This is a genomic window from Paenibacillus sp. FSL M7-0656, from assembly GCF_038003225.1.
GTDB lineage: Bacteria > Bacillota > Bacilli > Paenibacillales > Paenibacillaceae > Paenibacillus > Paenibacillus amylolyticus.
Genome location: NZ_JBBOOT010000001.1, coordinates 2,023,653 through 2,036,787 on the forward strand (window position 1 = coordinate 2,023,653; position 13,135 = coordinate 2,036,787).

The 13,135-nt window shown below is 45.1% G+C and carries 10 protein-coding genes; 3 read left to right on the forward strand and 7 right to left on the reverse strand.

The window, feature by feature from the left end; all coding sequences use genetic code 11:
• Positions 1–128: 128 nt before the first annotated feature.
• The 4 genes from MHI01_RS08740 to MHI01_RS08755 all read right to left on the reverse strand — a co-directional run bounded on the left by MHI01_RS08740 (position 129) and on the right by MHI01_RS08755 (position 5,705).
• Positions 129–941, reverse strand: a complete 813-nt coding sequence (locus MHI01_RS08740) for a hypothetical protein (RefSeq protein WP_340982942.1) — start codon at positions 939–941, stop codon at positions 129–131.
• A complete protein-coding gene (locus tag MHI01_RS08745) occupies positions 942–1,922 on the reverse strand; it encodes an ABC transporter substrate-binding protein (RefSeq protein ID WP_340982943.1) in 981 nt (326 codons plus the stop codon).
• 108 nt (positions 1,923–2,030) lie between these two features.
• Complete coding sequence (locus MHI01_RS08750) at positions 2,031–3,632, reverse strand: AraC family transcriptional regulator (RefSeq protein ID WP_340982944.1); 1,602 nt, start codon at positions 3,630–3,632, stop codon at positions 2,031–2,033.
• A gap of 51 nt (positions 3,633–3,683) precedes the next feature.
• Complete coding sequence (locus MHI01_RS08755; RefSeq protein WP_282322038.1) at positions 3,684–5,705, reverse strand: AraC family transcriptional regulator; 2,022 nt, start codon at positions 5,703–5,705, stop codon at positions 3,684–3,686.
• 421 nt (positions 5,706–6,126) lie between these two features.
• On the opposite strand from MHI01_RS08755, the gene MHI01_RS08760 reads away from it, so the two are divergent.
• The 3 genes from MHI01_RS08760 to MHI01_RS08770 all read left to right on the forward strand — a co-directional run bounded on the left by MHI01_RS08760 (position 6,127) and on the right by MHI01_RS08770 (position 7,585).
• Complete coding sequence (locus tag MHI01_RS08760) at positions 6,127–6,546, forward strand: MarR family winged helix-turn-helix transcriptional regulator (protein WP_036609779.1); 420 nt, start codon at positions 6,127–6,129, stop codon at positions 6,544–6,546.
• A gap of 27 nt (positions 6,547–6,573) precedes the next feature.
• On the forward strand, positions 6,574–7,224 hold the full coding sequence (locus MHI01_RS08765) for a nitroreductase family protein (protein WP_036670026.1): 651 nt from the start codon (positions 6,574–6,576) through the stop codon (positions 7,222–7,224).
• A 64-nt stretch (positions 7,225–7,288) separates the two neighbouring features.
• On the forward strand, positions 7,289–7,585 hold the full coding sequence (locus tag MHI01_RS08770) for a putative quinol monooxygenase (protein ID WP_340982945.1): 297 nt from the start codon (positions 7,289–7,291) through the stop codon (positions 7,583–7,585).
• Positions 7,586–7,797: 212 nt separating this feature from the next.
• On the opposite strand, the gene MHI01_RS08775 is transcribed toward MHI01_RS08770, so the two are convergent.
• From MHI01_RS08775 to MHI01_RS08785, 3 genes are all read right to left on the reverse strand, one after another.
• Positions 7,798–8,718, reverse strand: a complete 921-nt coding sequence (locus MHI01_RS08775) for an NAD(P)-dependent alcohol dehydrogenase (protein ID WP_340982946.1) — start codon at positions 8,716–8,718, stop codon at positions 7,798–7,800.
• Positions 8,719–8,810: 92 nt separating this feature from the next.
• A complete protein-coding gene (locus MHI01_RS08780) occupies positions 8,811–11,501 on the reverse strand; it encodes a LuxR C-terminal-related transcriptional regulator (RefSeq protein WP_340982947.1) in 2,691 nt (896 codons plus the stop codon).
• A 184-nt stretch (positions 11,502–11,685) separates the two neighbouring features.
• The gene (locus MHI01_RS08785) at positions 11,686–13,035 is read right to left on the reverse strand and encodes an FAD-binding oxidoreductase (RefSeq protein WP_036609785.1); all 1,350 of its coding nucleotides are present in this window, start codon (positions 13,033–13,035) and stop codon (positions 11,686–11,688) included.
• Between the last annotated feature and the right edge of the window lie 100 nt (positions 13,036–13,135).

The window sequence follows — 13,135 nt, forward strand, 5'->3', positions numbered from 1 at the left end:
CCCGCAGACGCTGGCTCAAGCCGCTGCAGGTTGTGTAGCTTGTCAATCATAGATTCTATCCACTGGAAACCGAAGAGAACATGGATTGTCTGAAACTGATTCGTACCATGCGGTACAAGAGTGTCTGTTCACTGCTGGAGAAGTTTACGCAATCGGGATTCCGAATCCAGCTTCGGACAACTATTACAATACCCATGTGTATGACTTCCGTTTCCAACCAGATAAGCCAAACAACAATATCGGCGTATCAGGAACGGAGGTCCCTGCCACCCGGAATGTTCGAAGCGCTGCAGCTCATTGGCAAATGTACATGCATTATCGTTTTGCCGATCCAGCCAGAGGCTTTGATCTTCTTGAATCTTTGCAAGCCGTTCATCTGTCTTCCAAATGCTCTGATCATTGATCATACGTGCATACAATTGTTGCACATTATGGGCAACCAGAGACCACATGACCTTATCGCTCGCTCTTGTAGCGACGGCTACCGCTCGCAGGACAGGTTCCAGATGTAGCAGCACTCTTTTCTTGAGCAAGCCACTCTCTGACCTGCGCTGAACAGGATCTTCACCCTCCAGAGAGGTTCTCTCCAGCAGAGTCTCATATCGCATGCCACCTGCACCATTCAATTCAAACCGCACATCATCGTCTGCAACGCTAAGTATAGTATCGTATAGACTGAATGCTGAAATTACGGACATCACGAATACGGAGTAACGTTTGGCAAAAAGTGTACCGACGGCCGCACTTCCTCTTCCGCCCAATTGAAGCCCTTGCTGCATAGCCTGTTCACGCAATATCAAGTTTCGTTTCTCTTCATTCAGCAGATCCTTCACACGGAAAGGATACTTGGAATCATCGCAGTCCACTTGGATCGTCGTCACAAAAAATTGCTGTAACACTTCCGACATCTCTGAATAATCATGTCTTGGATAATGTCTCATCTATTGAATCATCTCTTCAACTTCGTTGATAATCTCGCTTCGCCCAATCGCTCCCCAGCCCTTAAACAACCAGAACGAGTCTGTCGTATAGACCTGATCTGAACCGACAGCCGGCACTGCCTTCCAGAGTGAGCTTGCGTTGATGTTGTTTACATACTCATCGGCATTCGGGTCAATCTCCAGAACTACGAAATCAGCATCCACATCTGCAATTTTCTCCATGGACAAATCCTCACGTTGTTCGGCAGGTGTCACAGTCGTTGGCACAAATCCAAGATCATGATACAAAAGTGTGTTGGTTGGATGTCCTTTTGCCGCGTAAATTTGTAAGGTCTTCTCTCTTACACGCAGATAAGCCAACTTTTTTTGATCCAGTTGTTCGATCTTCGCTTTTAATTGCTTCGCCTGCTGCTCTACCTCGGCTATCTTTTCTTTTGCCAGATCCACTTTGTTGTACATCCCGGCAATGGTCAACAGATCCTGTGTCCAATATGTTGTATCATCAACAAAATCCAGCCATTCAGTACCAAGTACAATCGTCGGAGCGATTTTCTCCAACTGATCATACGTACTCTCCGCAGTTCGACTCTCAATAACGATGACATCCGGATCAATCTGAAGGATAGCCTCCAGGTTAGGACTGTCTGCAGACCCTACCGTTGGAATGCCGGCAAGCTGATCTGCAAAGTAAGGCAAATAATCTCCTCCGTAACGAACTTCTACATTAACGCCTGCTGGTTTCTCACCAATCGTTAACATGTGATCGATGTAAGCAGCAGATAATACCACCATACGCTCTATTTTTTGCGGTACAACCGTTGTTCCTTTAAGATGCTCAATCGTTTGCGTACCACTCTCTTCCACAGGTGTATCCTGTTGCGGAGGCGTTGCTTCTGTTACTTCTGATGCCTTGCTACATGCCGTCAGAACGAGCACAAGCAGGGCCAACAGTATCATCGTTGTTGCTCTCTGTCTTACCATTTGTAGTAAATCCCCTCTACTATTTAATAATAATAATCATTATCACTATAGTAGGGAAAAGCATACAGGCTTACCATGGATTATTCCACTCTCTTCTCTTGCACAATATCACCGTAAGGTAACCCCAAGTTGCTCTGCCACATATCGCATGGCCCACATGCGTCCGGTGGGACCCAGCGTTTTGAAAAAAATATCTCCTGCATTATATACATGGCCTTCTTGAACAGCCTTTAATGCCAACCATGCACCGGATTGCTGTAATTGCCTCAGTTGAGCACGTGCCTCTTCTGTGGGATCGACCATTACAAACACATGATCCGCGTCGTATAACTGCAAATCGCAAACTTTACTCTCTACAGCCCACTGTTGTTCCGGAAAATCACGAGGCAAATAAAATCCCAGATCATCATACAACAGGGCCCCTGTCTGGTTGTTCAATCCATACATTCGGTAGAAATGAGAAGTCACCCGGATGAACATGGCACTCTGTTTCCCCCACCTCGATTGAATGCGTCCTCGAAGAACCCGGCTCAGTTCAGCATGTTGTTCTATCCACTGTACAGCCTGTTCGGTGCGGCCCATAATGTCCGCCATATACAGAAGCCTCTCCCCAAAATGGTTGGTGTGCTCCAGCATGGTGGTAGGCGCGATACGATGCAGGGAGTCATTTGGCTCCAAACGATCACTTGTAATGATCAGGTCCGGTTGGACTCGCCTCAAATCATCATAGTTCTGATTGAAGCTATCCAGAATAAGTCCCTGATGACTGTGTGCTTGAAGCGCAGGTATGGCAACATGTCGAGCCACCCTCTGACCATAGGATAAAGCCGATACTGGCCTCAAACCAAGCGTTATCACATAATCGTCCAACCCGTAATACAAGGTGGCAATGCGATTCACTTTATTTTTCATATACAACGTTGGGGCGATTCCTTCGTTTTTCTTGAAGACTCTGCTGAAATAGTGCTCGTCCTTATAACCCACTTGCTCTGCAATATCCTTGATTTTATCTGAAGAAAATAACAGCTGCTTGGCCTTTGCCATACGTAGTTTCAATATATATTCAATCGGAGTCATGTTTAATTGCCGTTTGAATGTTCTTATAAAATGATTCACACTAAGCCCTGCCACGCGGGCCATCTGATCAATTCGAATGTCTTCCCTATACTGATGCGTCATATAATCAAGTGCCAAATCCATCCCCGCTACAGGGGGAGTTGCTTCTTTCACGTGCATCATTAACTGAATCAACAACTGATGCAAAAGATGTTTCCTGCGCGTCTTTTCCAGACTCGTAAACGAGTGTTTTCCACTCATCAGGGTATCCATCATCTCCTGAATATCACCTGTATTGGAAGGAACATTAAGCTTGCCCGTCACAGGGAGATCAAATGCCTCGGTATGCCAAGCATTCTTACGCCGGGTAAGTGTAACACAGGAAAATAAAATGATCTGATATCGGACAGGTGCTTCCATATCCGTCTGAAACTCCACATGCATTCCTGGCTTCAACAAAAACCACTCGTCTTGAGATACCGTATGTACAATGTTATCCATAGACAAAGATCCCTTGCCAGCGATGACCCTGCAAATGGCGAACCTTTTCCAGATCCGACGCTGAACAGCCCCCGGATTGCTAAAGTAATGGCAGACGTGGACAGCAGAGAAATGTAGTCGCTCCAGTTGTTTGATCCAATCATTTTCCTCCATGCTCACGTCCCCTCCCTGTTCTGATCCGATTCTATGTGAACTGATTACACTCTATTTTTCAGCTCCCAATAGTAAATTCTTTATACTATCCAACTGCAACTCCAGTGAATAGGGATCTTCCATGACGAACTCATCCTCTGTACCATCCAAGGAACCATAGGTGTAGACTTGTCCTTTCTGCACAGCAGGCAGACGTTTCCAAACCTCGCTGTTCAGGATCTCTTTGGCGTCCTCACTACCCGAACCATATAAGAAGATATGATCTCCCATATACTCAGGCAGTACTTCAAGGGAGATCGTCTCGAATCCATCCTTCATTTCGAGTGCTTGCTGAGTTGGAGGCAGTTTCAGCATCTCATAGATCGTGGAACTACCATAGTTCCCGCCTTCTGCACCAAGTACATACAACGCTTTGTACCCTATTTGTATGATGGATACAGTCTCGCCTTCTTTAATTACACCATCAATCTGCTTCTTAGTCTCTTCGATATTCTCTTCATATGTCGTGATCCATTGCTCTGCTTCCTTCTCTTTTCCAAAAACACCAGCAATCCGGCGCAGCTTTTCCAATGGGCCAGAAGTTTTATCACCTTCCCAATAAGGTAAAAAGACGGTCGTTGCAATTTTTTCGTAATCCTCAATATTTTTATCAATGGAACCGATGATGAGATCCGGCTCAAGTGACACTAACTTCTCCAGATTCATTGGGAACTCTCCTCCCAAATCCTCAATACCCGCTATAACATCAGTAGCAATGCCAGACTTTTCAATCCATCCTTCGTTCAGCATAAATGTTCTTACACCAACCGGTACTATGCCCAGTTTCAGCAGGTACCCCATATATTGATCTGAAGCAACACGCTGCGGATTGGCCGGGATTACCACATCTCCCCTCATTGTAGAGACGGTCCGCGTCTCCGGCTGTGCAGTCGATTTCCCTGCCTCCGTTGCCTGGTTACCCGATTGTGTAGTAGTCGCATTGGTCTCTGTTTGCGTACCACTTGCAGACGGCGCTGGACTGGAACAGGCCGTGAGCAATAGCGTGAGACACAACATCATGCTTAGTGCTGTCATTTTGAATTTTCCTTGCATTATTAATTCCCCTCCAACACTCTTTTGATATTGATAATCAATATCATTATATAGATGGGAATGTAACGAATGAAGGGCATTTTCTTGCATTACACTGGGCAAATCTTGCTTGTTGTTCAATACCAATGGGTGTTTCGACTTGTTTAACCGTTGGCTTACTCCTTTTTTGTAGCGAATTGGAGAAAGCCCTTTTATTTTTTTGAAGCTACGGCTCAGTGAATGTGCATCCGGATAGCCGATCTGTTCTGCAATCTGTTGCAGCGTTGCACTGGTATGCACCAGAAGATGTGCGGCCCTCTCCATTCGAATCTGTCCAAGATACTGGATGGGACTGATGTTTAACTTTTGTTTGAACAGCCTCGACAAGTGCCCCACACTGCATTCCATTGCTTCTGCCATTACGTCAAGAGCTATGGGCTCATGGAGATGAGCATTCATATATTCAATAGCCTGTGTGACCGTATCCGGTTTATGTGGCTGAATGGATTGTTCGTGTAAGTCTGTCAATAAAAGATATACCCATTGATGAAATAAGGTTTTGGCATGTAACTTTGCAAGCTTAGTAGACTGCTCCCACTCCTGTTTCAATTCCTCCATACACTGATACATGTGTAGCGGACGGGTTGGTACAAGTGCATATTGGTCCTGAAACGGACGTTCATGGTCCATCAGATACTGAATTTCCATCCCACAGGGCAAGGCTAGGATGGCTTTGTACAAAATCATATAATACGCCACGCCCGAATCCGTCTCCATATTTAAATACGCCTGCTTGCCTCCATGAATGATGTGGAATCCCTCCACGATGTATCTGTGTTGATCCATTCGTATCCGTGCACTTCCGTCGGTGATATATAGATAGGTACTTGCTGGTAGTTGATAATTCTTCAACTTCTCCCCAGGATGCAAAGCGTTTTGGCGTACATCCAGTATTTTGACAAAAACATGATTCCACAACCTGATGTGATCATTCAAATTCATATCCGCTGTACTTTCCCTCCCGCCATATTACATCGACATACCTTCTTGCTACTCTTTATGAAGAGCCTGTAATTTTCGCTCAGTATGTATATTTCATTTCATTATAAATCAATTGATAACAATTCTCAATAACATGCACAATCAATATTAACTTACCCATTTGGACAACATATATGGACTGCAATGTATACGTAGCGGGATAATAACGCTAGAATCAGCAACATTTTCTAACCTGTTGCAAAATCATAAAAGGCATGATATATTAATTGAGCCATCAATGATTGACGCATCAAATATTGATACATCAATGATTCGAGAGCATCCAAATAATCATTAGGCAATGGCATTGTATACTGCAACATTAATCATTGGTTAACATACGCCGTTGTTCATGATTCAGATTCACCCGGGAGGTCTAGTCATGACACGTATTGTTTCCAAAGAAGAACAAATCATCAATCTGTTGAACGTGTTGGGTAACAAACTCAGTCCCAAGTTCGAACGCTGTACAGGTATCAGTTCCTCTCGCTTTGAAATTCTGCATGAGCTGGATCAGGTCGATGAGATTAACCAATCCATGCTGCAGAAAATCATTAACATTGATAGTGCTGCGATTACACGCCACTTGAAGCAACTTGAGGCGGACCTGATGGTTACAAGACGTAAGAATCCCGATGATAATCGGGTCACTTTTGTTCGTTTGACGGACCACGGTCGGAAGCAGATTGAAGGCTACAAAGCTGAGAAGACCAATTTTATCAACCAGATTTTACAGGATTTCAGTGAAGACGAAGTTCAATCACTCGCCGATTTCCTGGAACGTATGCAGAACAATTTCTAAACCCATATATAGAGGAGAGATCCATGCATGAGTACAATTCAAAGCAAATTCCAAAAAACCAATGATTTTAACGAAATCACCTACGGTCGTCGTTCTGTTAAACTTTACGATCCTGAAGTGAAAATTAGCCGTGAAGAAATGACTGAAATTCTGTCAGAAGCTTCCCGTGCACCATCTTCGATCAATTTGCAGCCTTGGCGTTTTCTGGTTGTAGATACAACTGAAGGTAAAGAAAAGCTTGCTCCACTTGCGAGATTTAATCAAAATCAAGTGTTGACTTCCTCCGCAGTCATTGGCGTATTCATTGACATGAAAAACGCGGAACATATGGAAGAAATTTTTGGCAAAGCCGTAGAACTCGGTTATATGCCACAAGAAGTTAAAGATATGCAACTATCAAAAGTATTGCCTTATTATGAAAATATGCCTGCTTCCGCTATTCGCGAAGTTAATATGATCGACGCTGGACTTGCTTCCATGCAATTAATGCTTGTAGCACGTGCTCACGGTTATGATACTAACCCAATCGGTGGTTACGAAAAAGACCAAATCGCAGAAGCATTTGGCATGGACAAAGAGCGTTATCAAGCGGTTATGTTGATCTCGATCGGTAAATCGGCCAAAGAAGGTCACCCATCCTACCGCCTGCCTGTAGAAACCATCACAACTTGGGCATAATATCAGGGACGGTTTCCCCATTCTTAACACATTCCAAACAAACACAATATGGAGGTTATACATTATGATTATCATTCACGCTCATCTGCAAATTAAACCGGACCAAGAGCAAGCATTCCTCGCAGCTGCGAAAGAACTGATTGCTGCAACACGTCAAGAAGAAGGTAACATCAGCTACGATTTGGCAAAAAGCACAGAACGCGAACAACAATACACGATGATCGAGCTGTGGAAAGATGAAGCTGCTACAGCTTCCCACAACACAAGCGCGCATTTCCAAGCTTTTGTTCAACAAGCAGCAGCATTCATGGCCGCTCCAATGAACGTTGAAGTATTTGCTGGAGAACAAGTTAAAGCTTAATAGCGCTTTAACTGCCGTGCGTATTTAACATGTGAAGAAGCCGCTCTTGGTCATATGACCGAGGGCGGCTTTTTAGTTCTTTTGAAAATAAGTTCACTTCAGATTCACAGTTACTTGGTGGCCTCGTGTATCTCATAAGGACTGTTTGCAAATAGGTTGGCTAATTGTACGACGTTAGGTTCCGTTCCAACTCAAAAAGGACACACTGCCACTTAGTTCTCATGTTTGACCGTAATCACAACATTTCCCCTCTTTCGTCCTGTTTCCACATAACGATAAGCTTCCTGAATTTGCTCCAAGGCATAACGTCTGTCAATCACCGCTTGCATCTCACCAGCCTCCATCAACTCTTTAAGAAGTATCATATCCTTTGCAGTGACCCTTGCGATACCTTGCCCCTCAACAGTGACATATGTGCCGTTAAGTGCCAATAGGTGCCGACACTGACCTTTCGAGACTTTTCCAACTGCATCCAATATCAGATCATACCGCTGACTTGTTTTTGTAAAGTCTTCCTTCATATAATCTATAACATGCTCGGCACCAAGTGACTTCGTGAACTCCACATTCGTTGTACTGCATACACCCGTCACTTCTGCTCCAAAATATTTCGCAAGCTGTACAGCAGCAGTTCCTACGGCTCCCGAAGCTCCATAGATGAGCACTTTCATTCCCCGTTTAATGTTTCCTTTGCGCAGAAAATATAAGGCGGTAGTTCCACCAAACGGAATTGCTGCTGCTTCCTCATACGTTGCGTTGAGCGGTTTCAGAGCGACTGGATCCTCTTCGGAGAGGCATATATACTGAGCGTGGGCACCAAAAGACAATCCATTGATGGCATACACCTGATCACCTAACTTAAATTGCTTTACTTCCTTGCCAATTGCCGTAACTTCTCCTGCCAACTCTACGCCCAGGACCGAATTTCGAGGTTTTCGGAATCCCAAAAAAAGACGCATCGGTACCCAGTACAGAAACGGAACATTGGAACCACGAACTCTGCAGTCCCCGGAGGTTACAGTTGTTGCGTGTATTTTAATCTGAATCTCATGATCTTTGGGTGATGGCTTCGCTATGTCTTTAAGCTGCAACACATCTGGTGATCCATACTTCGTACATATGATAGCTCTCATATCTTTCCCCCATATGTTCCTGTTTGCCATGAGTATATCGGGAAGTGGGTTCGGCCCCTAGATACTTAAGTATCGTTTCAAGGATACACCCGTTACAGGAGTTTCCATTCACGTGCTTTTGCAACTGCTTCGGTTCGTCGCTTCACCTGCATTTTGTCAAAAATAATCCGGTTATGTCCTTTCACGGTAGGCAGTGCGATATGAAGTATCTCACTAATCTCCCGATTGGATCTTCCCTGCGCAATGAGATGTAATACTTCGAGCTCTCTCACACTTAACGGATCAATTCGTAGTTCAGAAACGTACGGATATACCTCTGACTCTTCCCAAATCATTTCTATTCTGTTGTCCTCAGCTTCATCAAATGCACCCAGTAATTGAAGCAGATATAAATGTGAGTCACCGCGTACTGTTATCCTCTTCAAAAGGCTGTGCACAACAACACCTTCGTCTACAAATACACGAATGAAGCCTGCCGGCTCTGCCATCATCATGGCCTCATTCAGGAGCTCGATAGCTTGTTTTCTATTTCCATGTTCCTCATGAATAACCGCCAGAAGGATTGTTGCCTTGAGCTGTTCATCCTTGAAGCCTTTGGTTATGGCCAAGCGAAGACAGGATTCCATCATACCAAGTGCCTCCAAGGTGTTCCCCTGCTTCAGCAATACTCTGGTCTGACTAAGCGCATGATTTCTGTCCCATGATAATCGTATTGCCTTTTTCAGATCGCCCTGACGAAGGAGCACAAGAACGTATGCAGCAGTAATATCAGGGATCGCCTTTGTAAAATTTAACTGTTGGGCCGTTTCGTTGATTCTATCTAACATGATAGCGGCTTTATGAAGATCCGCCTTCGCAAGCGTCACTCGGGCGAGCCATAACTCACTTGCAACAACCCTGTCCGTTTGGACAAATTGATGTGCCAACTGCACACTCTGTTGAGCGTGCAACATCGCCTCATCAAGGTTATTCCATTCATAATGCACTCGCGCCAGACCCAAATGGGCTTCACATGCAATGGGTAGCGGTGGCTTACCTGCCATATGTACCACCTGCTGATAGGATTCAGCTGCCAGATGTAGTTGATTGTTGAATTCCTGTATATTCCCCAAGCCCAGTGTCGCCATCATGTTGATGATATGATGTCCGATCTTAATACTGTTAGCTAATGATTCCAGGTAGGACAATTCAGCTTCCACACGTTCCCCCTGAAGCTGGTATGCATATCCTAATGTCCAGGCTGTTGCTGCACGAATGGGCAGATTATGAGGATGCAAATATTTGAGTGCTCGAAGTGACTCCGTAATAATCGTATCCGCATCGTGCCGGCTGACAGCCAGCGTGGCTCGGATGGAAGCGATATGTCCGATGAGATCAGAATTGATCTTTTCAGGTTCCGTATTTTGTAACGCTTGTTCAGCAGACTGCAATTTGGATTCGACGTCTATCATATGTCCTGCCACTAATAACGCAGCCGCATGCATCACCCATAGGGAAGGTATTGAATCCATTTCTGCTGAGGATAGAGAACTCAACCATTGCAAGGCAGGAGCAGCACCCCCGCGAAAAAGAAGTGGCATACCTTTACCTTCCAACAGATCCGATGCCCGATGAGTATCTGCCGTAGCTACAGCATGATTGAAAGCCTCCAGCTCCATTTGATGCTTCTCATACCAGATGCTCGCTCGCTTATGTATCTCAGTAACACACAAATCGTTCTCAGCTGTACCGGCGTAATTTGAATTCTGGTGTACTCTTTTACGCAATAAATCTGCAAATAGATGATGGTAACGATACCATCGCCTCTCATTGTCCAAGGGAACGATGAAAAGATTGGCTTGCTCCAGCCACTCCAACATGTCCTGTCCGGTAAAATCAACGGATTCATGTTCCTTTGGTTCATCTATATCAAAGATCGCATCACACAATGAACCGCATAATCGATCCAACATGCACGTTTTCAACAAAAAATTCTGTACCTGTTCGGTTAGCCCTTGTAATATTTCTTCCATTAGATAGTCCAGTACAAATGCGTCCCTGCCACTGAACGTTTCCATAAAGTGATTTGGATCAGAAGAACCCTGCATGGATAAGGCCGCTAACTGCAACCCGGCAACCCAGCCTTCTGTTCGCTTTTCAAGGAGAGCAACATGTTCCTCTGAAAGTTTCAATCCCATGACCCGATCCAAAAACTCACTGCTTTCGGCAGAAGTAAAACGCAGATCACTACCACGTATCTCAATCAATTCCCCCTTTGCCCGCAGTCGAGCCAAAGGTAACTTGGGTTGCTGACGCGTAGTCATGACGATATGCATATGCGGGGGCATGTGCCTCAGTAAGTAGACAAGCGCTTGATGGATCACTTCTGAAGTCATGAGATGATAATCATCCAGAACAAGTACAAAATGATTTGTTATTTGAGAGACTTCATTAAGAAGGTATGTAATAATGGTCTCGATCGGTGGCGGCTCGGAAGATTGAACAAATCCCATGATTCCTTCAGCAAGCTTGGGGACAATCGTCTGTAACGAAGCACATAGATATGTCAAAAAACGTGAAGGATCGTTATCTGCTTCTTCCAGCGAAAGCCAAGCTGTATCTATTGAAGAAGACTTAACCCATTGATTGACTACTATTGTTTTTCCTGATCCTGCAGGAGCAGAGACCAGTATGAGTTTAGCGTGCATCCCCTCGCCGAAACGGACATACAGGCGGGGACGATCCACTACATGGGAGCGCTGAACTGGAATAGTTAATTTCGTAGATAAGATCGGTGCATACATGAGCCAAACCTCCATTCAAGGGTCGAACAGCAACTGTATCGTTTCATATATCGTTTTGGCATCTATACTACCATAAATATCAATAAGACACGCCATAAAAGACGTGTCTTTATTATTAATAATACACAGATGAATTTAACTTCTAATTAGCACTAGCTGCTATTAAAAAATGAATGGCTCTACCTTACACTATCCGAGCAGGAGTAATGCTTTGCGGATTGTTAAACACATTTTTCGGGTCATACTTGGCTTTAACTCTCCGCAGTCTGGCATAGTTGGCTCCATAGTACACTGGACCGGAATTCTTGATCCCTTGGTCTGGAACGTTGATGTAGGAACCCACAATGTATGGTTGCAATTTCTTGCGAGTATTACGAGCGAGTGCGATATTTTTGGCGGCATGGGATGGTTTGAGCCACGTACTGGTCCATTCCACATAGAACTTCTCTTTACGCCAGAAGAAGGCGGTTGATCTAGGTGATTTGCGACTTACTGCTCCGCCCCAGTTGAGGAAATAGAATCCGCCTGGCCCCTCTTCCAGGTTCTCCAAGAAGGCGCGCATCGATTTAATGGCTTTGTCGGGGAATGGTTTTCGTCCAAAACCGGACGAGAACTGGTTGCTATACCGTTGAGTCTCGGTCGGATCAGGTTGTAATAAGAACTTCACAACTTCCGTGTAAGGTAACAAACGAACAATGGAACTTGTCGGTGTGCCAACACTTGTAATCGGCTGCAATAGACGGAGTGCCTCTGTTTTTGACCCTAGGAACAGCCCCTCCATGACGACATTGCCACCCTTTTTCGGTCCGATGGACAACTCGCTGCCCAGTCTTGTATCCACAGAGGGAGCCCACCTCTGCCATACTTTGAGCACCTTTTCGAATTGAGCCCATGGCCAGGTAATCTTAAATACAGTTGCTTTCGCTGGAGCACGGCGCACTTTGAATTTGTAGCGGGTGTATACTCCGAAGTTACCACCGCCCCCTCCCCGCGAGGCCCAAAAGAGATCCGAATTACGATTTTTATTGGCCCGAATCACTTTTCCTTTGGCGTCCACCATCTCCACTTCAAGCAGGTTATCACTGATAAGACCGATGGTACGCTGGAGAGGCCCAATTCCCCCACCTAATGTAATTCCACCGATCCCTACAGTAGGGCTGTCACCAAAAGGAGCTATGAAACCTTGCTTGGCAAGGGTATTTGCAATTCTTCCCACTCGGTTTCCTGTTCCAACAACAACCGTTCCATTTTTTTTATCAAGCTTGATGGAATTCAGATCACTCACATCAATCACGATACCGCCATTCACCTGTGAAAGATTCACTTCAAGCGCATGTCTGCCGCTCCGCGGCCTGATCGGTACATTGTTTTCACGAGCCCATCGGATAGCATTGGATACATCCTTCGTCCGTTGGGCAAATACAAACACTTTGGGAAATTTGTCCGTATGCGGGTCCCAGTTCTTGCGCGCCGCTTCATATCCCGGATCTCCTTTATAAATAACCCGTCCGGTAAGCTTTGTTGATGATTTCACACATCCCACTCCCTGCTGAATAATTGTCCTACAGCCTCTGCTGCATCAAGCACTTTATACTGTATGACGGACATTCGCGGAGGGAATGGGCTGTTGCCTT

Bases quoted from the DNA above. Each gene is read 5' to 3' on its own strand.
- MHI01_RS08780 (WP_340982947.1), bottom strand. From the start codon at position 11,501: ATGTATGCACCGATCTTATCTACGAAATTAACTATTCCAGTTCAGCGC.
- MHI01_RS08755 (WP_282322038.1), bottom strand. From the start codon at position 5,705: ATGAATTTGAATGATCACATCAGGTTGTGGAATCATGTTTTTGTCAAA.
- MHI01_RS08770 (WP_340982945.1), top strand. From the start codon at position 7,289: ATGATTATCATTCACGCTCATCTGCAAATTAAACCGGACCAAGAGCAA.
- MHI01_RS08765 (WP_036670026.1), top strand. From the start codon at position 6,574: ATGAGTACAATTCAAAGCAAATTCCAAAAAACCAATGATTTTAACGAA.
- MHI01_RS08750 (WP_340982944.1), bottom strand. From the start codon at position 3,632: ATGGAGGAAAATGATTGGATCAAACAACTGGAGCGACTACATTTCTCT.
- MHI01_RS08740 (WP_340982942.1), bottom strand. From the start codon at position 941: ATGAGACATTATCCAAGACATGATTATTCAGAGATGTCGGAAGTGTTA.
- MHI01_RS08745 (WP_340982943.1), bottom strand. From the start codon at position 1,922: ATGGTAAGACAGAGAGCAACAACGATGATACTGTTGGCCCTGCTTGTG.
- MHI01_RS08760 (WP_036609779.1), top strand. From the start codon at position 6,127: ATGACACGTATTGTTTCCAAAGAAGAACAAATCATCAATCTGTTGAAC.
- MHI01_RS08775 (WP_340982946.1), bottom strand. From the start codon at position 8,718: ATGAGAGCTATCATATGTACGAAGTATGGATCACCAGATGTGTTGCAG.